Origin of the sequence: Enterocloster sp. 210928-DFI.2.20, from assembly GCF_020554465.1 — a bacterium.
Classification (GTDB): Bacteria; Bacillota; Clostridia; order Lachnospirales; family Lachnospiraceae; genus Enterocloster; species Enterocloster bolteae.
On record NZ_JAJCHK010000006.1, the window covers coordinates 137,725 to 162,830 of the forward strand.

At 50.2% G+C, this 25,106-nt stretch carries 21 protein-coding genes; 5 read left to right on the forward strand and 16 right to left on the reverse strand.

The window, feature by feature from the left end; translation table 11 throughout:
- Positions 1 to 4: 4 nt before the first annotated feature.
- The 5 genes from LI015_RS08325 to LI015_RS08345 form a co-directional block, all read right to left on the reverse strand.
- Entirely contained in the window at positions 5 to 1,939 is a 1,935-nt protein-coding gene (locus LI015_RS08325) for a YgiQ family radical SAM protein (protein ID WP_227124545.1), read from the reverse strand.
- Positions 1,936 to 2,598, reverse strand: a complete 663-nt coding sequence (locus LI015_RS08330; RefSeq protein ID WP_002567552.1) for an HAD family hydrolase — start codon at positions 2,596 to 2,598, stop codon at positions 1,936 to 1,938. The genes LI015_RS08325 and LI015_RS08330 overlap by 4 nt, the downstream gene beginning before the upstream one ends.
- A gap of 74 nt (positions 2,599 to 2,672) precedes the next feature.
- On the reverse strand, positions 2,673 to 3,443 hold the full coding sequence (locus tag LI015_RS08335; protein ID WP_002567551.1) for a pseudouridine synthase: 771 nt from the start codon (positions 3,441 to 3,443) through the stop codon (positions 2,673 to 2,675).
- Between the two features lie 54 nt (positions 3,444 to 3,497).
- Positions 3,498 to 4,904: an RsmF rRNA methyltransferase first C-terminal domain-containing protein gene (locus LI015_RS08340; protein WP_227124547.1), complete on the reverse strand. Its 1,407-nt coding sequence runs from the start codon at positions 4,902 to 4,904 to the stop codon at positions 3,498 to 3,500.
- Between the two features lie 58 nt (positions 4,905 to 4,962).
- On the reverse strand, positions 4,963 to 6,369 hold the full coding sequence (locus LI015_RS08345; RefSeq protein ID WP_195632843.1) for an MATE family efflux transporter: 1,407 nt from the start codon (positions 6,367 to 6,369) through the stop codon (positions 4,963 to 4,965).
- A 122-nt stretch (positions 6,370 to 6,491) separates the two neighbouring features.
- Here LI015_RS08345 and LI015_RS08350 point away from each other — a divergent pair, with 122 nt between their 5' ends.
- Entirely contained in the window at positions 6,492 to 7,781 is a 1,290-nt protein-coding gene (locus tag LI015_RS08350; protein ID WP_227124549.1) for an acyltransferase, read from the forward strand.
- Between the two features lie 126 nt (positions 7,782 to 7,907).
- Here LI015_RS08350 and LI015_RS08355 read toward each other — a convergent pair whose 3' ends face one another.
- Genes LI015_RS08355 through LI015_RS08375 form a run of 5 tightly spaced genes read right to left on the reverse strand, consistent with a single transcriptional unit; the run spans position 7,908 to position 15,545 of the window.
- Positions 7,908 to 9,956 carry a glycoside hydrolase family 31 protein gene (locus LI015_RS08355; protein WP_227124550.1) on the reverse strand — a complete coding sequence of 683 codons (2,049 nt, stop codon included), beginning with the start codon at positions 9,954 to 9,956 and terminating at the stop codon, positions 7,908 to 7,910.
- On the reverse strand, positions 9,957 to 12,425 hold the full coding sequence (locus LI015_RS08360) for a TIM-barrel domain-containing protein (RefSeq protein WP_054354745.1): 2,469 nt from the start codon (positions 12,423 to 12,425) through the stop codon (positions 9,957 to 9,959).
- A gap of 13 nt (positions 12,426 to 12,438) precedes the next feature.
- Positions 12,439 to 13,281, reverse strand: a complete 843-nt coding sequence (locus tag LI015_RS08365; RefSeq protein ID WP_002567545.1) for a carbohydrate ABC transporter permease — start codon at positions 13,279 to 13,281, stop codon at positions 12,439 to 12,441.
- Between the two features lie 12 nt (positions 13,282 to 13,293).
- Positions 13,294 to 14,196, reverse strand: coding sequence for a carbohydrate ABC transporter permease (locus tag LI015_RS08370; RefSeq protein ID WP_002567544.1), 903 nt, complete (start codon positions 14,194 to 14,196; stop codon positions 13,294 to 13,296).
- A 47-nt stretch (positions 14,197 to 14,243) separates the two neighbouring features.
- The gene (locus tag LI015_RS08375; RefSeq protein WP_128132248.1) at positions 14,244 to 15,545 is read right to left on the reverse strand and encodes an ABC transporter substrate-binding protein; all 1,302 of its coding nucleotides are present in this window, start codon (positions 15,543 to 15,545) and stop codon (positions 14,244 to 14,246) included.
- Positions 15,546 to 15,749: 204 nt separating this feature from the next.
- Here LI015_RS08375 and LI015_RS28355 point away from each other — a divergent pair, with 204 nt between their 5' ends.
- Both LI015_RS28355 and LI015_RS08385 read left to right on the forward strand, forming a co-directional pair.
- Positions 15,750 to 17,555 carry a sensor histidine kinase gene (locus LI015_RS28355; protein ID WP_117625817.1) on the forward strand — a complete coding sequence of 602 codons (1,806 nt, stop codon included), beginning with the start codon at positions 15,750 to 15,752 and terminating at the stop codon, positions 17,553 to 17,555.
- A 5-nt stretch (positions 17,556 to 17,560) separates the two neighbouring features.
- Positions 17,561 to 18,991 (forward strand): response regulator transcription factor, encoded by a 1,431-nt coding sequence (locus LI015_RS08385; protein ID WP_227124551.1) that lies wholly within the window; start codon positions 17,561 to 17,563, stop codon positions 18,989 to 18,991.
- Here LI015_RS08385 and LI015_RS08390 read toward each other — a convergent pair.
- The gene (locus LI015_RS08390; protein ID WP_227124552.1) at positions 18,981 to 19,844 is read right to left on the reverse strand and encodes a M23 family metallopeptidase; all 864 of its coding nucleotides are present in this window, start codon (positions 19,842 to 19,844) and stop codon (positions 18,981 to 18,983) included. The genes LI015_RS08385 and LI015_RS08390 overlap by 11 nt on opposite strands.
- A 52-nt stretch (positions 19,845 to 19,896) precedes the next feature.
- Here LI015_RS08390 and LI015_RS08395 point away from each other — a divergent pair, with 52 nt between their 5' ends.
- A complete protein-coding gene (locus tag LI015_RS08395; protein WP_002567539.1) occupies positions 19,897 to 20,844 on the forward strand; it encodes a hypothetical protein in 948 nt (315 codons plus the stop codon).
- Positions 20,845 to 20,867: 23 nt separating this feature from the next.
- Here the strand turns inward: LI015_RS08395 and LI015_RS08400 are convergent, their stop codons facing one another.
- From LI015_RS08400 to LI015_RS08420, 5 genes are all read right to left on the reverse strand, one after another.
- A complete protein-coding gene (locus tag LI015_RS08400) occupies positions 20,868 to 21,506 on the reverse strand; it encodes a hypothetical protein (RefSeq protein ID WP_002567538.1) in 639 nt (212 codons plus the stop codon).
- Positions 21,503 to 21,997 carry a pantetheine-phosphate adenylyltransferase gene (gene coaD, locus LI015_RS08405; protein WP_002567537.1) on the reverse strand — a complete coding sequence of 165 codons (495 nt, stop codon included), beginning with the start codon at positions 21,995 to 21,997 and terminating at the stop codon, positions 21,503 to 21,505. The genes LI015_RS08400 and coaD overlap by 4 nt, the downstream gene beginning before the upstream one ends.
- Positions 21,998 to 22,555, reverse strand: a complete 558-nt coding sequence (gene rsmD / locus LI015_RS08410) for a 16S rRNA (guanine(966)-N(2))-methyltransferase RsmD (RefSeq protein WP_054355090.1) — start codon at positions 22,553 to 22,555, stop codon at positions 21,998 to 22,000.
- 118 nt (positions 22,556 to 22,673) lie between these two features.
- A complete protein-coding gene (locus LI015_RS08415; RefSeq protein ID WP_054355089.1) occupies positions 22,674 to 23,351 on the reverse strand; it encodes a TIGR00266 family protein in 678 nt (225 codons plus the stop codon).
- A gap of 169 nt (positions 23,352 to 23,520) precedes the next feature.
- Positions 23,521 to 24,519, reverse strand: coding sequence for an alpha/beta hydrolase (locus LI015_RS08420; RefSeq protein ID WP_227124553.1), 999 nt, complete (start codon positions 24,517 to 24,519; stop codon positions 23,521 to 23,523).
- Positions 24,520 to 24,744: 225 nt separating this feature from the next.
- Between LI015_RS08420 and LI015_RS08425 the strand changes: the two genes are divergently transcribed.
- Positions 24,745 to 24,948, forward strand: coding sequence for an alpha/beta-type small acid-soluble spore protein (locus tag LI015_RS08425; protein WP_002567533.1), 204 nt, complete (start codon positions 24,745 to 24,747; stop codon positions 24,946 to 24,948).
- The last annotated feature ends 158 nt before the right edge of the window (positions 24,949 to 25,106 follow it).

Genomic DNA, 25,106 nt, shown 5'->3' on the forward strand with positions numbered 1-25,106 from the left:
CCTGTCACATTCCTTTCTTTTTGTGGATGTTGCGTATGGTTTTCTTAGGCCTTCTGGCTTCTCCTGCTCCCTGGCCTGCCGCTTTATATCCGTTGCCTCTCGCCTTTCCTGCCGGAGCGGCCGTCCCGCCGTCCCTGTTACCGTTCCTTGGACGAATCAGGCATTTTTTATCATATCCGATTAAATCCGTGCGCCCTGCGATTTTAAGGGCTTCCGTCACCAAATCATAATTCCTGGGATTCCTGTACTGAATCAGAGCCCTCTGCATGGCCTTCTCATGGGGATTGACCGGTACATAGACCTGTTCCATGGTCCGGCAGTCATATCCCGTGTAGTACATGCAGGTGGAAACCGTGGAGGGTGTGGGGTAGAAATCCTGTACCTGTTCCGGCATATATCCCAAATCCCTGAGATACTCAGCCAGTTCCACCGCCTCCTTCATGGAAGAACCCGGATGGGAGGACATGAGATAGGGCACCAGATACTGCTCCTTGCCCAGCCTCTGGTTCATCTCCTTATACTCCTTCACAAACTGGCGGTAAACGCTGTTCCTGGGCTTTCCCATGCGGGTCAGCACCTTGTCCGCCACATGCTCCGGCGCCACCTTAAGCTGACCGCTGACATGGAACTCACACAGTTCCTTTAAGAATTTCCGGTTGGAATCCGCCAGCACATAATCAAACCGGATACCGGAACGGATAAATACCTTCTTTACTTTTGGAAGAGCCCTCAGCTTTCTAAGCAAAGCAATATAATCGCTGTGGTCCGCCCGCAGGTTCTTACATGGTTCAGGAAAAAGACACTGGCGGCCCGGACACGCGCCGCTTGTCAGCTGTTTTTCACAGGCAGGGAAACGGAAATCCGCGGTGGGGCCGCCCACATCGTGGATATAGCCCTTGAAATCCGGTTCCTCGGTCAGAAGCCTTGCCTCCTCCACCAGGGATTCGTGGCTTCTGGCCTGGATGATGCGGCCCTGATGGAAGGTCAGGGCGCAGAAACTGCATGCGCCGAAACATCCCCGGTTGCTGATCAGGCTGAACTTGATTTCCCGGATGGCGGGCACGCCTCCAAGCTCCTCATAGGAGGGATGGTAGTTCCTCATGTAAGGAAGAGCATATACCTCATCCATTTCCTCCTGGGTCAGTGGCTTGGACGGAGGGTTCTGCACCACAAACAGCTGATTCCCATAAGGCTCCACCAGACGTTTCCCGGAAAACGGGTCCGTATTGCTGTATTGGACATAGAAGCTCTTTGCATACTCCTTCTTGTCCCTTAAAAGCTCCTCATAGTCAGGAAGCATCTTATAATCATAGACAGATTCCAGGCTTTTTGTCTTATATACCGTACCGTCTATAAATGTAATATCCTTCACGTCCAGCCCGCTGTCCAGGGCATCGGCAATCTCCACAATGGACCGCTCTCCCATGCCATAGGATATCAGATCCGCCTGGGAATCAAGCAGCACGGATCGCTTCAGCTTATCAGACCAGTAATCATAATGGGCAAGGCGGCGCAGGCTGGCTTCAATTCCGCCTATGATGACAGGCACATCCTTATACGCGGACCGTATCAGATTGCAGTACACCACCACGGCATAGTCGGGCCGTTTGCCCATGACGCCGCCCGGTGTGTAGGAATCTTCCTTCCGCCGTTTTTTGGACACGGAATAGTGGTTCACCATGGAATCCATGTTTCCCGCCGATACCAGGAAGCCCAGCCTGGGCCTTCCCAGCACTTCAATGCTCTTTTTATCCTTCCAGTCCGGCTGGGAAATGATTCCCACCTTATATCCGCGTGCCTCCAGCAGCCGGGATATGATGGCCGTGCCAAAGGAAGGATGATCCACATAGGCGTCGCCGGACACATACACAAAGTCGCACTGCTTCCATCCCCTGATGCTCATATCATTCCGGTTCATGGGTAAATAATCGTTTTTCATCCTGCCGCTCCATCCAATAATTCATAATAATCCCTGATATAGTAATCTGCCAGCTGTTCCTTCTCCGCCTTCATCTCCAATGAAAATGCATCCTCCACAGCAAAGACAGTCATGCCCGCATTTTTTCCGGCCTGGATGCCGGCAGGCACATCCTCAAATACCACACAGTCCTCCGGCGCCACCTTAAGGCGCTCAGCCACATTCAGATATATATCCGGGGCAGGCTTGCCGGCAGCCACCTCACAGGCTGTTGCCACCACCTTGAAGTACCTGCGGATGTCCAGTGAATCCAGCACCGCATCCACCATGGCCCTTCCGTTGCTGGTGGCAATGCCGGCCACCAGTCCCTTTCCTGAGATAAATTCCAGGAAAGCCCGCGCTCCCGGCTTCAAGGTTACTTCCTTTCTGTACTTCTCTATGGACATCTGAATCCAGGCGTTCTTTATCTCATCCAGGGATTCCTTTAACCGGAACCGTTCCTTAAAATACACCGCAGTCTCAGAAAAGCTCATTCCCTCGATTTCCTTCTGCAGGTCATCCGGGCAGGCAAGACCAAACCTGGCCAGGTATTCTATGTCAATCGCCTTCCACATCCACATGGAATCCACCAGCGTGCCGTCCAAATCAAATATAACTGCTTTTTTCCTGTTTAACTTCATCTTTCCCTATTTTCCTCTGTCTATAAACATGTTGACAAGTTTTCCGTGACTCTTATTCTGTGACTCATATATAGTTATACACGGTTTCCCCGGTTCCCGCAATCCTTTATGGAAGCCTCCTCCTGCAGAGTCAGGGGACGGTATTCCCCCGGTTCCAGATTTGGGTCCAGGATAAGGGGTCCCATGGATATCCGTTTCAGATACTCCACCCTGCACCCCAGCGCCTCAAACATCCGCTTAATCTGATGGAACTTTCCTTCCCTTATGGTAACCAGTACTTCCTGCGCGTCTTCCTCCGGTCCTGCTCCTTTTAGTATCTTAAGCTCTGCCGGAAGGGTCATGGTGCCGTCCTCCAGTTTGATTCCTTCCTCAAACCGCTTTACGGCATCCTCCGGCAGCCCTCCTGACACATGGGCCAGATATACCTTATCCACATGCTTTTTAGGCGACAGCAGATTGTGGGCCAGCTCCCCGTCGTTGGTGATGAGAAGAAGTCCCTCCGTGTCAATGTCCAGCCTGCCCACCGGAAACAGGTCTTTTCTCAAAGCCTCCCTGATAAGACCCACCACCGTCGGGTATTTCCTGTCCTCGGTGGCAGACACCACGCCCTGGGGCTTGTTGAGCATATAGTACTCCATTCTGGCGTACGCCACCCGGCTCCTGTCCACTTCTACAATATCTGATTCCGGGTTCACCTTCCGGTCCGCGTCCTTTACCGCCTCTCCGTTCATCCGGACGCGTCCTTTCTTCACCATATCCTTTACCTGGGTACGGGTCCCGTATCCCATCTCAGCCAGAAACCGGTCAAGACGCATTGGTCCGTTTTTCCTGCCTTTATCAGCCATCGGTCCCTTTCCTCCCATTGCGTTGTTTAACTTTAGATGCTTTCATACGGATGGCTACTGCCATCTCCAGCCGGGATAGTACTTATTCTTCAGGCTCATCCCCGTACCTTTGGCCCAGCCAAGAGGAAATCCCTCCATGGCTGCCAGGCACCATCCCTTAACCGGTCCTTCATCCCCTTCCAGGGAAATAGTCTCCCCCTTCAGATAGCGGAGTACCCTGCTGTCACCGGCAGGGAAGCTGACGGTATTCGGAAACTGCCCGGCCTTCATGGACATGGCCAGGGCCTGGGATGGCTCAAACCGTCCTTTTTTTAGCTCTCCCAGAAAAAGCCCCGTGCGCAGGAATCTCAGGGGCAGGTTCCATGCAAGTCCCTCCGGCAGATAGTAGACATTGTCCTGGTGTATGACAATCCGCCCATAATCCCACTCTGCGCCGCTCTGCCTTAAAAATGCATCCAGCTCTTTTTCCTTCTCCACAGCCCGGACCCGCTTCCTGGCTGTTCCGGGGTCCATGGGGGGCAGTATCTCCTTACCCCCGTCATCCCCGCCCTTTTTTCGCATCAGGGCCAGAAAATGCCCCTCCCCTTTTAAGCGGTGCGGAAAGAGCCTCATGCAGCCGGGAAGCCCAAACCCGCCGCATGCTCCCGGCACTTTATCAAGGTCCAGACAGCACAGCTGCATCTGCGGAAATTCCTCCAGGACATAGGCCACATTCCCCTCATCCTCCTCCACGGAAAACGTACAGGTAGAATACAGCATATATCCGCCCGGTCTGAGCATGGCTGCGGCTTGGGACAGTATCTGGCGCTGGATGGGCACATAGTATTCCGGTCCCTTTTCATTCCAGTCCTTCACCATATCCTCATCCCGGCGGAACATGCCTTCCCCGGAACAGGGGGCGTCCACCAGTATCTTATCAAAAAACTCCGGCCACACGCCGGCCAGCTTTTCAGGCGCTTCACTGGTAACGCAGATGTTTGCCGCACCGGCCAGCTCCAGATTTTTAAGAAGCGCTCTGGCCCTGGAATAGCTGATGTCATTGGACACAAGCATTCCCCGGCCTTTAAGCTTTGACGCCAGCTCTGTGCTCTTGCCTCCCGGTGCAGCGCAAAGGTCCAGCACCCTGTCTCCGGGAACCACGGGCAGCATGGCTGCCGGGGTCATGGCGCTGGGTTCCTGGAGGTAATAAAGCCCGGCGTAATAGGCCGGATGCTTGGAGGGCCTTAATACCTCCCCGTCCAGCGTCCCGTCATAATAAAAACCATTGTCTGCCCACGGCACCGGCTCCAGGTTCCACGGCACCAGTTCAGCCAGTTCCCCCGGGGAAAGCTTCAGCGTGTTCACCCTGAGACCGGGCTTCCACTCCTCTTTGAAGCTTTCCAGGTACTGCCCGAACTCCTCCCCCAGAAGCTTCTGCATTTTCAGCAGAAAGGCCTCCGGAAGCTGTCTCACATCCGTCATATCATCCGCCCTCATTTCTTTATAACAGTACAGGTCAAAACTGTCACAATTGTATTTATCATATCACATCCGCCGTGATTCTGCCACCGTGCGTTTCTTTCCGGGAAATCCTGGAAATTTTATAAAAGTAATAGGGCACAATGGGAACCAAGGCCGCCAGCCAGGCCGCCGGGTCCGCCAGGCACACTCCCACATACCCGAAGCTTCCTGCCACTGCCGCCACAATAGCAGCCCTGGCAATCAGCTCAAACACGCCTCCCATCATGGGCATAAGTCCGTATCCCAGACCCTGCAGGGCATTTCTGTACAGGAAAATACTTCCCAGGAAGGGATAACACCACGCCACTGCTCTGAAGTACGTTCTGGCCGCACTCATTACCTCTGTCTCCGATGCATCAATAAATATATGGATCAGCATATCACCGAATAAATGGATGACCAGAATCATAACAGCGCTCCAGACCAGAATCATAACCTGTATGGACTTGACCCCCTGATGGACGCGGTCCATACGGCCTGCGCCCCGGTTCTGCCCCACATAGGTGGCTGCCGTTGCCCCGAACGCCACAAACACAGTGGACACAATGTTTTGTATCTTGCCCGCAGCTGAAAAGCCGGCAATGTACACAGACCCAAAGACATTGACGGCCCCCTGTACAATGATAGTGCCTATGGCTGTGATGGAAAACTGAAGCCCCATGGGAATTCCGATGGACAGGAGCCGTCCCATAATGCCGAAGGAGATACGAAAATCCGCCCGGCTCAGCTTCAGTATATCAAATTTCCTCACAATGTAGAGAAAACACAGAAGGGCTGAAACGGCCTGGGCAATCACGGTGGCGTAGGCGCAGCCCTCCACTCCCATTCCAAACCAGATGATGAAGGCCACATCCAGGAGCACATTGATGACCGCGGAAATAATCAGAAAATACAGCGGTGAACGGCTGTCCCCCAATGCCCTCATAACAGCCGCCAGCCCGTTGTAGGCAGCCGTCGCAAAAAGCCCTGCGTAAATCACAGCCATATAACCGGCCGTGTCATCTATGATTCCATCCGGCGCGTTCATCAGGCGGAGAATGGGATAATTAAGTATCTCCAGCGCGATTGTCATGACCAGCACAAAGGCCAGGCACAGATAGATGGACATGGCCACATTGCGGCGCATCCTTTCATATTTCCCGGCTCCGAAATGCTGGGCCACCATAATGGAAAAACCGCTGGTAAGACCGTTGAGCCAGCCTATCACCAGAAAAATAAGGGATGTGGTGCTTCCGATGGCTGCCAGGGCATCCACTCCGATGAAACGCCCTGCCACCACGGAATCAGCCAGGTTATAAAACTGCTGGAATATGTTTCCCAGGCAGGTGGGAATCATGAACTGCAAAATCAGTTTTGCCGGCTTTCCGGTTGTCATATTATTAGTCATATAGTTATATTCTACCTTTCCAAAAATAGCAGGCATCATTATAATACAAAATCATGGAATATTCCAGTTGTTTTTTATCTGCTTAATGGTATACTGGAAAAATCAGACTTAGACGGACATTTGCAGGGCATTTTTGCATGATTGGCAGGGAGACACGCTGTATGAACGGAAAGAAACTTCGCTACGGGTTGGTATTTATTGTTTTGACCACACTTATATATATGCTCATGGAGCTTCGCTATGGCCTTCCCATCCGGCCTCTGCACCCAAAGCATTATGCTGCCGCGGCTGTTCTCGCCGCATGCTCCTGCCTGATTCACAGCAGGCGGGCCGCGGCATCCCCGGGTTATGCAGGGGAGCTGTTATTAGGATGCCGTAATCAGCCCGGACGCATTGTATATATGGATTATCTGAGGGTACTGGCTTCCTTCCTGGTCATCCTCGTTCATGTACTGGAGCCGGCTTATGCCCTGCTTCCTCCCCATACCTTTTCCAGAAATGTGATGGCTGCGGCGGCCGGTCTGGGCTTAAGCTGCAACCTGCTGTTCATGATGCTCAGCGGGGCACTGCTGCTGGGAGGAAGGGAGGAATCCGTCTTACAATTTTATTCCCGGCGCTTTGTCAGGGTGCTGATTCCCTGTTTTGCCTATTACCTCTTATACTTCTTTTATGTGGAAGGCATCTTTGCCCTCAGTCCCGGAAACTGGGGCAGCCTGATACAGAGCTTTCTGTCCAATGACAGCGGCCAGACACCTCATTTCTGGCTGGTGTATATTATCCTGATGTTTTACGTTGCAGCACCCTTTTTCCGAATCATGTTAAGACACATGACAGAACCCATGCTGGAGGCACTGGCCGCTGTTATTTTTATCCTGCATTTCATCTACACCTACGGCCCTCTGGTTCATATACAGTTTGCAGCCTCCTCCTTCCTGGCATCATGGGACTCCATTTTCCTGCTGGGATATTACTGCACCACCCGGTCTGCCATGAAGCATTACCGGCTATTCATGACGGCAGGCCTGTTGTCAGGGCTGGCAATAGCGGGCTCCATCATGGCCCCGGAGAGCCTGGGCCCCCTGGTTTACAACAACGCGCCTCCCCAGATGCTCTTTACCTGCGCCGTATTTCTCTTCTTCCGAAAACATGGGGACCGTCTGTTTGCAAGGATTCCCACCCTGCTCTCCGCCATAGGCAGATACAGCTTCTCCATTCTCCTGATTCACTGGCTGGTGCTGCACCGGATTGTGGGCGACGTGTTTGGCATTAACGGCCTGTCCTTTGGAATTGCAGGCGGCATACTGGTATCCTTCCTGCTTACCCTGGTCATCAGCCTGGCCCTCTCCTTCCTGTATGACAATACGGTAGTCCTGTGCATGGACAGGGCCTGTGAGATTTTCTTCGGAGTCTTGGGACGTGTGGGGAAACGGCTGGGGCGCTTTGCAAAATAGTCATGCTGACAGTTATGCTGTATACATGCCTTCGGGGCGCAGTGAAACGGGCCTTTCATGATGGTTTTCATGAAAAGCCCGCTGTCTTTTATCCTCTTACTTTATCCTCTTTTTTATCCCTCTATTTCATCCGCGGTGCCTGGTTTCAGCGGTGCTTGGTTTCATCTGCAGGGACAGCCTGGCATCCTCCTTCAGGAACAATGGAATGGTATCCAGAGGCGCATCTGCCTCAATCCGCGTTCCGCCGTCATATACCATGCCCGTTCCCGCGTCCTTCCACCTGCATCCCTCCGGCAGATAGACCATCCGCTTTCTGGCTCCCAGCTCCACCACCGGGGCCACCAGAAGGTCCGGTCCGAACATATACTCATCCCCTATGTCATATACATTTTTATCACCGCAAAAATCGTAAAACAAAGGACGCATGACTGGTGTTCCGTCTTCAGAGGCCAGCTTCATCTGCCCCATGATATACGGCTTTAATTCTTCTCTGACATACATATACCGGCGGATGATTTCATAGGCCTCCTCACCAAAACTCCATACCTCATTGGGACCTCCTGAACCGCAGTAACCGTCCGGATTCAATATATCCCTTACCGGATAGGGAAGCCTGAATCCGTGAAGGCGGAATATAGGGCAGAATACGCCGAATTCAAACCATCTAATCATCAGCTCCCGGAATTCTTCCGACTCCGGATCCCCATTGATGAACCCGCCGATATCCGTGGTCCACCAGGGTATCCCGCACATGGCCACGTTAAGCCCTGCCTTCAGCTGTTTTCTCAGGCTGTCAAAGGTGGAAGCAATGTCCCCCGACCATAGTACGACTCCATACCGCTGGGAGCCCAGCCATGCGCATCTGACCAGGTTGCACACTTCCTCACCCTGGGCTTTCAGGCCGTCGTAAAATGCCTTTGCAAACCCCACGCAATAGATATTGCTGACCTCCTCCCCGTTTCCAAGGTACATGCGGACATTGTCGTAATCATAGGGCCGCATCTCCGGCTCCGCCTCATCCAGCCAGAAAGTACGAATTCCATAGTCATAGTAATTTTTCTTTGCCCTGGACCAGAAAAATTCCCGGGCTCCCGGATGGGTGGTATCCACATAAGTCTGGGGACCAAAGAACATAAATACCACGTCCACTCCCCGCTCTCCCCTGAGAATGTAATTATGCTCTCTCATATATGCATAATTTTCACTCCTTGGGTCTATGGTAGGCCAGACGGACACCATCAGTTTGATACCCATGGACTCCAGCTCACTGACCATGGCCTTGGGATCAGGCCATTTCTCAGGATCAAACTTCCATTCTCCCTGCATGGTCCAGTGAAAATAATCAATGACTATGACTGAAATGGGAAGTCCCCTTCTTTTATACTCCCTGGCCACCTGAAGCAGCTCCTCCTGGGTCTCATAGCGCAGCTTGCACTGCCAGAAACCCGCGGCCCACTCAGGCAGCATGGGAGCCCGGCCTGTGATGGCGGTAAATTTCTCATTGATCTCTCCCGGCGTGTCCCCTGCTATGATCACATAGTCAATCTGCTTTGCGCACTGTACATGCCACATGGTATGGTTGTTGACAAATTCAGCGCGGCCTATGGCTGGATTGTTCCATATGAATCCATATCCCCTGGATGAATATGTATAGGGGATGGTGCATTTTCCGTTCTTCTGAAGCAGCTCCACCGTGCTCCCCTTTAAATCAAAGCAGTCATTGGCGTCCTGTCCCATTCCGTAAAAATGCTCGCCCGGCTCCGCCTTAAAGTACAGGCTTATCTTAAACTGATTGCCTGATGTGACCCTGTATTCCCTGGCCCTGCGGAGAGGGGCCGTGTGTACCCTTCCGTCAATCCAGTATTCCTCCAGAAGCACCTTTCCTGTCCGGGTGTTCCGGTAGGTGACGGTGCCGTCGCCCGTAATCGTCACCTGTATTTTACCGTTTGTCATGCAGGCCTTTTCATCATCCGCTTCTATGATAACTCCCTCAGGAGAGGCCGGTTCCTCCAGAGTCCAGTTGAGAGCTTCATCAATGCGCAGGCTCTTACTGGAGCGGAACCGTATGGCGTCCCTTCCGTATGGTTCGATATAGACCAGCTCTCCTGCCGTCTCCCATATGATGCGGTTTCCTTCTGTCTTTCCCTCATACCTGGGTATTGTGTAATATGCCACTTACTGCTCTCCTTTCTCTATGACCATATGGATATCATGGTCCTGCATCCGATTGCCCATATGGATATAAGTCCTTTTATGGTCCATCCTGAAACCAATGTCCTGTCCGTCAGCCTGCACTCCGGCCGGTCTTATGTTGTGCAGGACAAAGGTAAGGTTCATGTCCGTTCTGGTGCAGTCAATTTTGACCCGGTCAGCCGATGCGTGCATTTCAACTGTAAATCCGTGTTCATAGGAACAGAGCCGTCCTTTGCCCTCCATTGGATAACAGTGGATTTCCCACTGGTCATCTTCCTTCTGTCCTATATATTCCATTTCAGGCCCAATGGGGATAATGGCGTTCTCCCTTACATAGACCGGTATCTTATCTAACGGAACCACCTGTTCCATCCATTTCCCGCCTTCCTCAACCGTATCGTCGTAAAAATCCGTCCACTGACCCCGGGGAAGATAGATTCTCACTGAATTATCTTCATTTAACACAGGAATGACCATAAGCTCTTTTCCAAACAGATACTGGGTATCCAGACCGGCCGCGCTTAAATCTGACGGATAGTCATAGAACACCGGCCTGTGTATCAGTGTGTCCTCTTCCCTGACAGCCAGGGCCTGGTTATAGATGTATGGAATCAGGCGGTAACGCAGGCCCGCGTATTTCCTGTAAACATCAACTGCCTGCTGGCCAAAATCCCATGGCTCCCTGGAATAAAAGCCATGGAACCTGGCGTGGGAGCAGAACATGCCAAATTCCAGCCACCGGATATAAAGCTCCGGGCTGCTCTCAAACCAGAATCCCCCTATGTCGCTGGACCAGAATGGAATTCCGCTGAGGGACAGGTTCAGACAGCCTTTAACGGAGCTTGCAAGGCTTCCAAAATCCGTTCCCGCATCACCGCCCCAGTGAACCGGATATTTCTGGGAGCCGGCCCAGGCGCTTCTGGCCCATATGAGGGCCTTATCTTCCCCAAATTCCTCCTTAGCGGCCTCGTATGCGGCCTTATTGTACAACAGGGCATACAGGTTATGCATGTCCCTGCCGTCGGCGCCTGCATACTTAAAAAATGCCGGGGCGGATTCCCCAAAGTCAACCTTGATGACATCCACGCCCTTCCTGAGCAGTGGTTTTATCAGTTTTTCCTTATACCAGTGAACTGCCTCCGGATTGGTGAAGTCAATAAGTCCGTGAGGAAACTGAAGGTCACCGTCCGGATTTCCGGCAAAATATCCGTTGGCAGCCGCCTCGTCATAAACCTCATAGGAGGTCTTTCCCCGTTCAATATAGGGAAGCTGCCAGAGGGACAGCTTATATCCGTCCTGATGGAGTTTTTCAATCATCTCCTCCACCTTTGGGAATTTTTTCTCGTCAAACTTCCAGTCACACACCCAGTTTTCCGTAAACCAGTCCGTATCAATATGTATGACGTCACATGGAAGCCTGCTGCTTCTCATCTGTCCGGCCACCCGCTCCACTTCTTCCCTGGTGCCGTAACTGATTTTACTCATCCAGATTCCGAAGGACCATTTGGGAGGCACCGCAGGCAGTCCTGTCAGCCTGTGATACGCCGGAATAATGTCCTTTATCGCGTCCCCTGTCATCAGAAAATAATCTAACAGAGCTCCTTCCACCATGGTATAGCTTGCCTTGGATAAGGTTGCCCCCAAATCACACCGTATTTTCCTGGATGTATTATAAAAAATCCCGTATCCCCTGGAACTCATATAAAAAGGAATATATTTATATCCCCTTTCCGTGTTTACCCCAAGGGAATTGGTGTTCCACAAATCGAACAGTCGGCCCTTTCTTGACACAGATGTAAAATTCTCCCCCAATCCGTAAAACTCCTCATAGGGATCGGACCATGCCGCCTCACAGGCATATTGTTCCTTTGTGTTTCTGTCAAACAGGAATCCCATGGGACAAATCTCATAGGGCATAAAGGAATGGCAGTCCCTGCCGAACTGGCGGTATATGACCTCCCCATCCCTGTTTTTGACAGAAAGGTTCCAGGGACTTTTCTGAATCACAGCTGTCATACATCCGGTTGCCATTACAATCTGGTCCTCTGATTCAGAACAGGTGACGCTGCATTCCGTCTCTTCCATATCCCCAATCATTTCCGTCCTGTTTTCCGGCACACAAAAACCCTCCGCCATGGTGACCCGCAGCGTATTCTCATTGACAAATCTGAGCTGTATGGAAAGGGTACTGCGGTTTGGCTTTTCTGTAAACACATGGCGGTAATCCAGATACCTGTATGTATAATTTTCATCCACATACAAGCCCTCTGCCAGGATATCGCATCCCTTTGGGACAGGGGTGCAGGATTTCACCCTGTGCACCAGCAGCATGGTCAGGTTCTTTGACCGGCTGATTCTGGGAAATACAGGCATGTTCTCAAATAATTCTTCCTCACGGGCTATGTTTTCTTCGGATAGACCGTGCATGATTTCTCCAAGGCTTTTCTCCATCTTTTTACTCCTCTCACCCTTTGACTGAGCCGGCGGTCAGACCGCTGACTATGTATTTCTGCAGACAGATAAACACAATAACAATGGGAAGCACCACTACGGTTGAGTAGGCCATTAAAATCTCCCATCTGACTCCCAGCTCGCCCATGGCCTTGTAAAGAATCAGCGGCAGGGTCTTTAGCTTTTCCTGATTCAGGAATGTCAGGGAGAACACCATGTCGCCCCAGGACATGAACAGGGCCATGGAAGTGGCTGTCACGATACCCGGATAGCTGATGGGAACCATGATGCGGATGAATGTCCCCAGGGGACCGCATCCGTCAATAATGGCGGCCTCCTCCAGTTCTTTGGGTATGTCTTTAAAATATGTCCTCAGTATGATGACCACAAATGGTATGGTAATGGTTGCGTCGGACAGGATGACTCCCAGATGATTGTTGATTAACCCCAGTTTGTTAAAATTTACAAACAGAGGCGTCAAAATCAGTGAGCTGGGCAGCATCTGAGCCACCAGGAAGATGAACAAAAGCACGCTTATCATCCTGCTTTTAAACCTTGCCAGCCCATAGGAGGCCGGAACCCCTAAAACCAGGGTGAGGGCTGTTGCCCCGAACGAAACCACAACACTGTTTTTAAGATATGTGAACAGGCTGATCCCATGTTCATTTTTCAGGATATATGAATCAAACACAATCCTGCTGGGAAAAAAGGACGGGTTGGAAAAGGATTCCCCCGGCGGTCTGAGCGATGTGGCCACCATCCAGTACAAAGGAAACAGGAATACACAGGTAACCAGTATGCCTGCGGCTGTCAGCGCTGCCTTCCTCCGGCCTTCCATACGTTTTCTATCCTTCATAGTCCTCACCTCCTAATTTTCATCTTCCCGCGTCACAATATGAATATAAATCATTCCCACCGCCATAAGCATTACAAACAGAATGTTGGCCACAGCCGCTCCCTGGGAGAAGTTATATTCACTGAAGGAATAGCGGTAAGCCAGGGTGGACAGCATCTCCGTGGAAGATCCAGGTCCACCCCCCGTCATCACATACACCAGGTCAAACACCTTAAAGGTATAGATGAATCCCAGTGTTAGCACCGATATGATGGCCGGCCTCAAAAGAGGCACTGTAATATAAAAGAATCTTTGTATTCTGGTGGCTCCGTCAATACTGGCTGATTCATAGATATCCTGGGGTACTGTGGTCAGCGCCGTTGCCAGAAGAATCATGTTAAACGGAACTCCCTTCCATATGTTTGCGATTATAATGGCTGCCATGGCCGTATTCCCATGTGCCAGCCATTCCACCGGCTTCTGAATCAGGTGCAGCCCCATCAGTATACGGTTCATGATTCCTATATCGCTGTTGAACATGTATTTGAACACACCGGCTACCGCAACCATGGGAATCATCCAGGCCACCACATTGACGGCCCGCAGGGGTCCGGCTCCCTTAAAATCCTGGCCGAAAAACAGCGCCATGAGAAACCCGATGGGGAACTGGAATACAAGACACCACAGGGTGAATACCAGGGTATTCTTTACGGCAATCCAGGTGACCTCTGTCCTGCATATTTTCTGGTAAATCTTAAGTCCCACAAAATGGCTGTCGCCTGTGGCAAAATTCATCAAATCCACATTCTTAAAGCTCATGATTATATTGCTTATAATCGGAAAAATAATCATGATGGTCATGAACGCTGCACCCGGCAGGACAAACGCAAACAGTGTCAGCTTCTTCTTAAAGAAATATCCTTTCTTACTTCCCATATTCCCACTCCATTTCGCAAAAAGGGCGCTGCTGCGCGCCCTCTTCTTTATTCGCTGATGATTTCCGCAACCTCTGCCGCTGCCTGCTTCAGTGCATCGTCCACTGATTTGGCACCCGAGAGCACATCCTGGTACGCAAACTGAATCGCACTGGAAATCTCAGGCCATTTCGGATGAGGCCCCCTGGCCTTGGCAAGCTTTAACTGTTCCGTATAGACCGAAAGAATTGGGTCATTCAGCCACAGGGTACTCTCCGCCACAGCATCTTCCCTTGGTGATATGTAACCGGCATCCTCACAGAATTTCCTGGAATTCTCTTTGCTGCTGAGGAATTTCATTAATTCCCAGGACGCTTCCCTGTTGTCATCCTTCATCATCATGATGTTCCCTCCACCTATGGGAGAAGCGGCATTTTTGTAGTTGGGGAAGGTAACCACGCCGTAATTCAGATCCGGGTTCTCATTCTGGATATTGGTATTCAGCCAGCTTCCTGCCACCATCATGGCCGACTTGCCGGTTGCGAACAGAGAAGCGCACATATCTGCCTGGGTCATGGATATCAGCTCCTTGCTCATATATCCGTTCTGGTAGAAATCATTAATCATGGTAAGGGCTTCCCTGGCCCCCTCTGAATCCAGACTGTCATAATCCGCCCCTGCCTGCCAGATAAACGGAAGCACATCAAAGGTCCCTTCCTCTGATTTAATCAGGGACATTGTAAGCCCGTAATGGTCTGCCGTGGTTGTCTTGGCCGTCATGTCCTTAAAGTCATCCCAGGTCCAGCCGCTGTCAGGATACTCCAGTCCCATTTCATCAAAAATGTCTTTATTATACATGATGGCAAGACAGTTGCTATAATAGGGAACCCCGTAATACTTATCCTCGTACCGGGCAGAGTTCACCGGTGCCTCAAAATAATTCTCCAGCTCTCCCCAGGCCTCCACCTCGCTTGTGATATCCATGGCTGCTCCCATGGCTGCAAATGAAACATTGTCCACGGTATCACAAAGCGTAACGTCCGGCAGCTGATCCGCAGCCACGCCAATGGACAGCTGTTTCTTGATTTCCGCGAAAGCCACGCTCTGGGTTTCCACCTTGATGCCGGGATGCAGTTCCTGGAACTCATCAATCATCTGAAGCAGAAGCGTTGCCTGGTCCGGAGAAATGTGATACCACATTTCAATGGTGGTCTGCTCCTGTCCCTGAGACGCCTGGGTTTCTGCGGACTGGCCTGTGGTGCCTGCGTCTGTGCTGCCCTGACTGGTACTGGTGCCGGAACCGGAACACCCTGCCAGCATCACCGCTGCCAGCCCAAGGGCAATTCCTCTTGTGAATAAACGTTTTTTCATGTAATCCCCTCCTGTATTTTCTGTCATCTGATGTCTTAAGTATATCCATTTAATCCAATTTAGGGAATTCCATTATTTTAACTTCATTTTGATATTTTAACCAAAATACATTCCACTTTTTTAAACCATATTGACTATTTTGATGGTTAAAATTATAATTAAGCCACTTATTAGTACTACATTTCGGCGCGAGGGGGGATTTATGTGAGAAAATTCATCCCATGGATAAAGGGACATTTTTTATATAAAATACGATACCAGATTACCATTTTCCTGTTCTTTGTGACCTTTCTCCCGGTCATCAGCATTCAGCTTTTTAACTATGAAAAGACTTCCGAAATGCTGTTTACTAAAAACCACTCCCTCCTGGCAGATAACCTGCAGCTGACCCAGAACAGCATCAATAACGTGCTGACGGATTACAAACGTATCCTGTTCCAGATATCCACCGATGTTACCTGCATGGATAATATACTGGAACTGTCCAAGGTATCTCCTGATTCCGCAGAATACAGGCGCATCTCTGAGTCGCTGGAAACATATATCAAAGCCAATATTCTCATGTACCCGGAAATACAGGCATTGTGTGTCATCAGCACCACCGGCACCCCCTATATCTACGTTCAGAAACGCCAGAAAACCCAGCCAATCATAGATTATTTTGAGGCGAATAAGGAAGAACTGAACCAGCTTCTTCTCTCGTCGACCCGTTCCATCATTGGTTCCGTCCACGACGGCAGCCCTTATTATGACCCAGAGCACCCGGTATTCTTTCTGGGCAGCAGAACCATCCATTATGAAAAAATGAAAATAACCGGCAGCATACTTCTGTTCATCTCACCGGATAAGATGAACTCTGCCATCAATAACCCGGATTCCCAGGTCTATCCCTTTACGGATAAACTACTGGTGGATTCCTCCGGAAGGCTTATCTGTTCCAAGGACAGAAACACCGGAAAAATCCTTGGCAGCCTGGAAAACTACAAAGCCATAGACTGGGACAGCCTCTCCTCTGACTCCGGGGACATGCAGGGGGATTATCTGGTATCCCAGATACCGCTGGAGCATTTTGACCTGCACCTTATAAATATAGTGGATTACAGACAGATGACAAAGGACCTGGAGGCGCTGTGGACCACCATTACCCTGGCCATATCAGCCATCCTGCTGGTGTCCATGCTGGTCGCCTATGTGCTCTGCCACAAGTTCATATTCTCCATTGAAAATGTGGCCGCCAAAATGAATCTGTTTGACGAGCATCATCTGGATGTGGAAATCAGGAACATGAGCAGGAATGAGCTTCGCATCATAGAATCTTCCTTTAACCGGATGCTGGGGCAGATCCGGGGCCTGTTGGATGAAAACAAGCAGCAGTATAAGAAAATCTGCGAGGCTGAGTTAAAATCTCTGGAGCTCCAAATCAATCCCCACTTTTTGTTCAACACCCTGGATTCCATCTGTTGGACGGCTGCCCAGGAAAACTGTCTGACCGTAAGCGAACAGCTCAACAAGCTGGCTGCCATTCTGCGCCACACAGTATATAATATGAACTGCGTGGTTCCTCTCCAGGATGAAATCTGCTGGATGCAGAATTATCTGGATTTACAGAAAAGCCGGTTTCACGGCCGTTTCTCCTACGACATACACGACCTGACAAAGGGCAGGCGAATTTATATCCATAAGCTGCTTTTACAGCCGTTTTTGGAAAACGCCCTGATTCACGGATTTGAAAATCTGCCCCGCAAGGGCCGTCTGGAGATTGCCTGCCGTATCACCGGCCAATCCCACCTGCTCCTTCAGGTGGCTGACAACGGCTGCGGCATACCGGAAGATAAGGTGAGGGAAATCAATCTTCTCTTTACCACAGGACGGTCCGCCTTTACCGGCATAGGGCTGACTAATATTGCTTACCGCACAAAGGGCTATTATCCTCACAGCCGTATTTTTGTGTCATCCTCTCCTATGGGCACCTGCTTTAAGATATTTATACCAATGAATGAAATGGAGTGAAAAATATGTTTCGATTGTTGATTGTGGAAGATGAAGAAAACTCAAGAAAAGGGCTGAAATCCACGCTTGCACCCATACCGAACCTGGAAATCGACACTGCCTGCGATGGACGGGAAGGCTGCTTAAAGGCCATACGATGGAATCCGGATATCATCATCAGCGATATCCACATGCCTGTCTGGGACGGACTTGTGATGACGGAAAAGCTCTGCAAAAAGGGATTTGCAGGCACCATATATCTGCTGACCGGATACGCGGAATTTGAATATGCCAGAAAGGCCCTGCAATACCATGTGGAAGATTATATCCTGAAACCGGTGGTCCCCTCAAAACTCAGGAATCTCATTGAAGTCAAATTGAAAGACCTGAACAAAAAAAGAAACAGCCAGAATCCCCAGCTATGCCATCTCTTATCCGATGAAGATTCGGTGCTTCTCACGGAACGCCTGGCCCCTTTCTGCTATACGGATTATTTTTTGGCCGTGGTCTATATGGAACGGGAACACCATCTTCCCCTGGAGGTCAAGGAAGCTGTCATAGAAGAGCGGGGCCATTATATCCTGACCCTGCCGGATAAGCACTACCGTGGCATCCTCATAGGCTTTACGAACCACATGATTAACCACGGCAAAATTGACCGTATTTCATCCCTGCTGGAGCCATACGAGCATCTGACCTGCATTTATGAAACACGGCAGGCTGGTTTTATTTCAAACTGGCTTCTTGCCTTTGAACAGCTCCGGAGTGCCATTCCCTGGACCATCACCTGCCGCTCCCGCTTTCTGTCCTACGATACATACATGGAGCAGGAGGCGGGAGAATTAAACGAGGATGTATTTTTCAAGAAGGACCTGCAGCGTATGCTCTGCGGCGGCGACTTTGACGGATGCAGGAAAATACTGCTTAAAAAAATCAGCCAGATGCAGGCCAATGCCTGCCATCCCAGACATATTCTTGCCGCTGCCGTATCCGGCCTGGTCAAGTTTGACTCCAAACAGGCCTATCTGGAGGCGGTAAACCAGATGGCGGCTGCCAGAACCATGCATGAAATCAGGACCTGTATTGATTCCTATTATGAGACATGCAAGGGCAGACCCGCGTCCGCCGGCTATTCCCCACTGATACAAAAGGCCCTTCATGTGATAGATAAGAGCTATAAAGAACCTATTTCCCTGAATTCCGTTGCGGAACAGCTCAACATCACCCCCCAGTATCTGAGCCGGTTATTCATGAAGGAGATGTCCCGCTCTTTTGTGGATTATCTGACCTCCTACCGCATGGAGCGCGCCAAAAGCCTGCTCCAGGATACAAACATGAAAATCAACATGATCTGTGTCCAGGTAGGGTATCAGGATGCCAAATATTTCTGCACCCTGTTCAAGAAAATAACCGGAGTGACCCCCAACCAGTACCGCGCCAGCAGCCCTAATATGTAAACACCAGCCGCTTCTTTTCCAGCCATTTGAGAATCCAGTAAGGATTCACGCTCATTTCCTCATTGTGGTCCGTCTTAATATAAATCCCCACATGGAGATGAACATCAAAGTTCCCCCTGGTTCCCTCTGTCTTTCCGTATCCCGTATCCCCCATGTATCCGATCAGCTCCCCTGCCTTTACCCTGTCTCCTTCCTTAAAGTCTCCGGCATAGCTATAGAGGTGCGCATAGTACAGGTAGGCTCCCCCGGGAGCCCGCACGCCTATGCGCCATCCCCCCATTTCCAGCCACCCTATTTTTTCAATGATTCCGTCCGTCATGCTGACAACAGGATAATATCCGGGCGGCATTTTTGAGCCCATGATATCGCAGCCTTCATGGCGGCGTTTTGGGCTGCTTTTCCGGCCACCGTTCTCTCTGCTGTTGTCCCCTCCGCCGTTCTCCCCGCCGCTTACATATCCCCGCCCGTCCATCCAGCCGTTCTCAAACGCCACCTCCGGCGTGTCCTTATTCCGGCTCTCTGGAATTGGAAAGTACTCTAAATCCCCCAGGACGGTCTCATATGCATGTTTCAGCTTTCGGTAGTCCGCAGGCCTGGCCGCAGCCAGCAGCCTGTTATTATATCTGGTGTCCTTAATGCCTGTAAGGTCATAATCATGTTCCACCATCAGGGTGGCAACCATGTCCGGATCCAGGTTGTCAAGCCCTGCCACCGCATCTCCCAGACTCATGGCCCTGAAATCATCGCTCTCCCAGGAATACGGCCCCAGCTGGTAATAATCCGGATTCGCAATCAGATAATTGGTAATGGAACACTGGAATACCGCCAGCAGCAAAATAAGAATCAAAGGCATAGCCCGCCACCCTTTACAATATATTTGTATAAACCATTGTATTCAGGTGCGTATGAAAAAATCCATAGGAGGCGTTCTGTCTGTCCTCTGTCTGCTTATGCTGTTGTTCAACCCCGGACTTGCACTGGAAGGTGCCAGGCAGGGTCTTGTACTTTGGGGAAATGTAGTCCTTCCCACGCTCCTTCCCTTCATGATATGCTCCGGCGTCATCGTGGCTATGGATGCCATCCATATCCTCACAGGACCCTTTAAACCCATCCTCTCAGGCATCCTGTCCCTGTCAGACCAGGGCAGCTTCTGCCTGATGAGCGGGCTGTTATGCGGTTATCCCATGGGTGCCAAGACCACCAGCGACTTTTTAGACCAGGGCAGACTCTCTGTTCAGGAAGGAAAATACCTGCTGGCCATCAGCAATCATCCCAGTCCCATGTTTGTGCTGGGATATGTAATGGCCCAGATTGCCCTGATTCCCTCCATGGCATCCCCCTGCCCGCTGTGGGCTGTCCTGGCAGCCCTGTATCTTCCCATACTCCCCATCTCCATATTAGCCAGATGCTGCTATCATTACAACCGGCAGACCCGTGAGGAAGCATGTCCTTTGGCGGCACAGGCAGCACCGGAAAAAACAGCCTGCTTTTCCTTTGACACTCACATGATGAGCTGTTTTGAAACCATGGTCAAAATAGGCGGTTATATCATGCTGTTCTCTATCCTGGCTCTGTATCTGACCGTGTTTCCGTTTCAGATGCCTCCCCTGCTCCGCCCGGCCCTGTTGGGAAGTGTGGAAATCACCACCGGCATCCAGATGATAGCATCCTCCGTGCCCGGAAGTATGGGAGCCCTACTTATCATTGGCTCCGCTGCCTTCGGCGGATTTTCAGGCATATTTCAGACAAAAAGCGTATTAAAAAATGCCGGATTGTCCATCCGGCATTATATGCTGTGGAAAATGCTCCACAGCGCGCTGTCCTGTCTTATATTTTATGTATCCCTGTGCTGATAGCCTATCCCTGTGCCGGCAGTCTATGCCTGCTGCTGGGCATCATCCATCTCCTGAGGCGCCTGGCCTTCGCCCTCCTCCGGCCTCACAATGCCTCCTGACAATTCATTCCGGTTTGAGGAAACAATGTCATAGCTGGACTGCATGGAAGACATAAAGGCGTCAAAACGTCCCCTTGCCCCTTCCATGGTATGGTTGATGATGGTCTGGAGACTGCGGAGCATGTCGTCTGTATACTGAATGGAACTCTGGCGGATTCCATTGGCATCGTTCACAGCAGAGTCCACAATGGCCTGGGCCTGTATGCTGGCCTGCTCCACCACTTCGTTGGCATGGGCATATGCGCGCTGCATGATTTCATGCTCATTAATCATCTCCGAAGTCTGTTCGCTGGCCTGGGCCACCATGGAATCCGCCTGCTTCTTGGCATCATCCAGCATGGCATCCGCCTGGGCCTGGGCTTCATTCAAAATGGTTTCCTGCTGGCTGATGATTTTCTGATATTTCTTAATTTCATCCGGTATCCTGAGTCGCAGCTCTACCAGCAGTTCCTCCAGCTCTTCCTTATTGACAATAATTTTGCTGTTTGATAATGCCTGGAACTTACAGCTGTCTATATATTCCTCGATTTCACTGATTAACTGCTCTATCCTACTCATCATGTCAACCGTCTCCTCTCCTCCAGCTTCTCTCTTACCCTGGCTGCAATGACCGGATGGAGGAATTCACTGATATCCCCCTCGTACTCCGCAATCTCTTTCACAATGCTGGAACTCAAATATGAATATTTTAAATTCGTAGTCAAAAATATAGTATCAATCTCCGGCGCAATGACCCTGTTGGTCTGCGCCATCTGAAGTTCGTATTCAAAATCCGTAATGGCCCGCAGTCCTCTGACCACGATATCCGCATGACTCCTGCGCACAAAGTCAATGAGCAGGCCTTCAAATGACTGAATCTCCACGTTAGGCAGGGACGAAGTCACTTCCTTTAACATATTAACACGTTCCTGGGCAGAAAACAACGGGCATTTTGCCTTATTGTTAAGGACCCCGATGATTAATTTATCCACCATCTTTGCTGTGCGCTCTATGATATCATAATGGCCTAATGTAACCGGGTCAAAGCTTCCCGGATATACTGCTGTCCTCATCTACTCTCCTCTGCCAACGAACACATGCTTGTTGGTCTTGTACTCTTTGCTTTTTATCATATGCCATCCGGATTCTTCCAGCCATCCAAACTCAGTTTCCCTGGATGCCTCAATTACAATCAGGGTTTCCTCCGTAACCATGGGGGAATGGTTCAGATAATCCAGAACCAGCCGTTCATACTCATGATTATAGGGCGGATCCATAAAAACAATATCAAACTTGTAATTCTTGCCCTCCAGGCGCTTCAGGCCGGTTATCACGTCACAGCCCATCACCATGGCCCGGTCCTCCAGCTTTGTCCTGCTCAGGTTCTCCCGGATGCACTCCAAAGCCTTTGGATTGTTCTCAATCATTACAGCCAAACCGGCTCCCCGGCTCAGCGCTTCAATTCCTATGGCCCCGCTGCCGGAAAAAAGATCCAGGAACATGCAGTCCGCCAATTCCGGCTGAAGCATGTTAAACAGCGTTTCTTTGATTCTATCAGTGGTGGGCCTGGTATCCAGCCCATCCAGTGTCTTTAAAAGCAGCCTTCTGGCACTGCCTGCGATTACTCTCATTCAATAACTCCCGCTTCCATACGCCGCACACTTGCAGCAATTTTCATACCAAACAAGTATAATATGAAAATTCCAGATATACAAGGGTTTTTTTAGGATTTTTGCAACATTTCCCTCATTATTTGGAAGCAGGAAGCCCCTGGGCAATCCGTCCGGTAAATTCCGCAATGTTCATGGTCTGCATGTATACCTTGCCAGGGCCTGTCAGTTTTGTGAGGAACAGTCCCTCGCCGCCGAACAGGATATTTTTCACACCTTTAACTGTCTCAATTTCATAGGATATGCTGGGTTCAAAGGCAAAGACATTTCCCGTATCCACCTTAATCACTTCTCCGGGGGCCAGAACCCTCTCCACCACATCTCCATCCACCTCCAAAAAGGCCATGCCGCTTCCCTGTATCTGCTGAAGGATAAAGCCCTCTCCGCCAAAAAATCCGGCCGTAAACTTCTTAGTCAGTACGGTATTGATTTCTACGGTTGTCTGGGCGCACAGGAAAGCTCCCTTCTGGCAAATCAGGCTGGTCTTTGCCGTATCTATGGCCAATATCTTCCCCGGCACAGTGGATGCAAACGCAATGGTACTGTCCGGCCTGGACGCCGTATAGGTAGCCATAAACAGGGATTCGCCGGAAAACATCCTTCCCAGTCCCTTCATAAGCCCTCCCTTTACATTGGAGTCCAGTGTGAAACCGTCGCTCATCCATGCCATGCCTCCGGACTGCGTATACATAGCCTCTCCCGCCTGCAGCCTGATTTCAACGGCCGGCAGTATATCTCCCAACATTCTGTAGTCCATGTAGTGTTTCCTCCTTAGATGATTTCATTTGTGTAACAGTATACCATATGAAGTGTTAAAATCCTTTACATTACTCTTAATATTTATGATTGAAAATCATCGGCTTAGGGTATCCAAAATAACCTCCCATTTATTGGTATCAATCTCCAGAAATCTATATCTCTGCCTACTATCTTTCCAAATACCTGCCCACAAACCGAAACACCCGGTCCCAATACTCTGCCCCGCCCACCAGCGCTGCCTGCACATGGGCCGCGCCTGCCACTGCAAGACATTCCTTTTCGCTCCTGCAGGCGTCATAGAGCTCCTTCATCATCTCAAAGGGAACAAACCGGTCCTCCGTGCCATGGATAAAAAACATGGGCAGTCTGGTCCCTGCCACGCATTTCATTGCATCCGCCTCCTTCATACCATAACCAGCCCTTATGCGGGTGACAAAATCCGCGCAGTATAAAAATGGGAACGCAGGCAGATGGAACTGGGACTTCATCTGATATGACAAAACCGACCAGGCGGACGTATAACCGCAGTCTTCCACCGCTGCCTTTACATTGGAAGGCAGCTTCTCTCCGGCAGCCATCATGACCGCAGCAGCTCCCATGGATACTCCATATAATACGATTTCCGAATCCGGATATTGCCTCACAAGCCAGCATATCCATTCTTTGATATCCAGGCGGTCATGCCATCCCATTCCCACATATGTACCCCGGCTCTTTCCGTGACCTCTGGCATCGGGCAGAAGAAGATTAAATCCCGCCTGATAAAAAGCCAGCGCTTCCCGTCCAAACCACATGCCGGAATCATCATATCCATGGATCAATACAGCCCATTTTTTATTTGGTTTTTTCTGTCTGCACAGATAGCCATGAAGTCTTAACTGGTCAAAAGACACGATTTCCCGTTCTTCGTACTGCGCTTTAAGCATTGTTACTGCTTCTGGTGCATTTCGTTCCTCTCCCGGCACTTTTTCTTCTTTCTCTGTGCCGGGCGCGGGTTTTAACAGGGCTGATTTATCTGTCGATGCATCCAGGGCAATATGAAAAAAATATTCTCCGGCCAGCAGTCCGGCGATTGCTGTGGCTATTCCTGCTGTTATACCCGCAGCAATTCCTGCGGTAATACCTGCGGCAGTTCCAACCTCCGCACCTGTCATAGATTTCTTCATCCGATACCGCCTCCTTAAAAATAAATATTAACTTCTACTATACTATGGCAACCAGTTTTAAAGGTCTATGCGTTCTAAAAAATCCGATTTCCTTTTTTAACCAAAATACGAAGAACCTTCTAGTTTATAATTTTTGAATCATCACATAATAGGATTGTAACACAAAACAAGCCATGAACCACTAAACAATTTCATGGCAAATATAATACAAGGAGGCGTTTTATTATGTCTAACAATTCTAACAGAACAAATGTACCTGAAGCAAAGGAAGCAATGGACAGATTTAAGATGGAGGTTGCTAACGAGATTGGTGTACCGTTAACCAACGGATACAATGGTAACCTGACTTCTGCACAGAATGGTTCCGTAGGTGGCTATATGGTTAAGAAGATGATTGAAGCCCAGGAGCGTCAGATGGCAGGTAAATAAATCCTCCCTTTCTGAAGGATTTCTGAAGTAAGATTGTATCATTGCTGGAAACAGCAGAAAATCCCCAGACTATGTGTTAAACACAGTCTGGGGATTTTGTCATTAATTTATCATATTTTCATCATCCATTTGTCATCCCTATTTCTGTCATCGGCATA

Coding starts and splice junctions, on each gene's coding strand:
- LI015_RS08325 (WP_227124545.1), bottom strand. CDS start 1,939: ATGAAAAACGATTATTTACCCATGAACCGGAATGATATGAGCATCAGG.
- LI015_RS08330 (WP_002567552.1), bottom strand. CDS start 2,598: ATGAAGTTAAACAGGAAAAAAGCAGTTATATTTGATTTGGACGGCACG.
- LI015_RS08335 (WP_002567551.1), bottom strand. CDS start 3,443: ATGGCTGATAAAGGCAGGAAAAACGGACCAATGCGTCTTGACCGGTTT.
- LI015_RS08340 (WP_227124547.1), bottom strand. CDS start 4,904: ATGACGGATGTGAGACAGCTTCCGGAGGCCTTTCTGCTGAAAATGCAG.
- LI015_RS08345 (WP_195632843.1), bottom strand. CDS start 6,369: ATGATGCCTGCTATTTTTGGAAAGGTAGAATATAACTATATGACTAAT.
- LI015_RS08350 (WP_227124549.1), top strand. CDS start 6,492: ATGAACGGAAAGAAACTTCGCTACGGGTTGGTATTTATTGTTTTGACC.
- LI015_RS08360 (WP_054354745.1), bottom strand. CDS start 12,425: ATGGAGAAAAGCCTTGGAGAAATCATGCACGGTCTATCCGAAGAAAAC.
- LI015_RS08365 (WP_002567545.1), bottom strand. CDS start 13,281: ATGAAGGATAGAAAACGTATGGAAGGCCGGAGGAAGGCAGCGCTGACA.
- LI015_RS08370 (WP_002567544.1), bottom strand. CDS start 14,196: ATGGGAAGTAAGAAAGGATATTTCTTTAAGAAGAAGCTGACACTGTTT.
- LI015_RS08375 (WP_128132248.1), bottom strand. CDS start 15,545: ATGAAAAAACGTTTATTCACAAGAGGAATTGCCCTTGGGCTGGCAGCG.
- LI015_RS08385 (WP_227124551.1), top strand. CDS start 17,561: ATGTTTCGATTGTTGATTGTGGAAGATGAAGAAAACTCAAGAAAAGGG.
- LI015_RS08390 (WP_227124552.1), bottom strand. CDS start 19,844: ATGCCTTTGATTCTTATTTTGCTGCTGGCGGTATTCCAGTGTTCCATT.
- LI015_RS08395 (WP_002567539.1), top strand. CDS start 19,897: ATGAAAAAATCCATAGGAGGCGTTCTGTCTGTCCTCTGTCTGCTTATG.
- LI015_RS08400 (WP_002567538.1), bottom strand. CDS start 21,506: ATGATGAGTAGGATAGAGCAGTTAATCAGTGAAATCGAGGAATATATA.
- coaD (WP_002567537.1), bottom strand. CDS start 21,997: ATGAGGACAGCAGTATATCCGGGAAGCTTTGACCCGGTTACATTAGGC.
- rsmD (WP_054355090.1), bottom strand. CDS start 22,555: ATGAGAGTAATCGCAGGCAGTGCCAGAAGGCTGCTTTTAAAGACACTG.
- LI015_RS08415 (WP_054355089.1), bottom strand. CDS start 23,351: ATGGACTACAGAATGTTGGGAGATATACTGCCGGCCGTTGAAATCAGG.
- LI015_RS08420 (WP_227124553.1), bottom strand. CDS start 24,519: ATGAAGAAATCTATGACAGGTGCGGAGGTTGGAACTGCCGCAGGTATT.
- LI015_RS08425 (WP_002567533.1), top strand. CDS start 24,745: ATGTCTAACAATTCTAACAGAACAAATGTACCTGAAGCAAAGGAAGCA.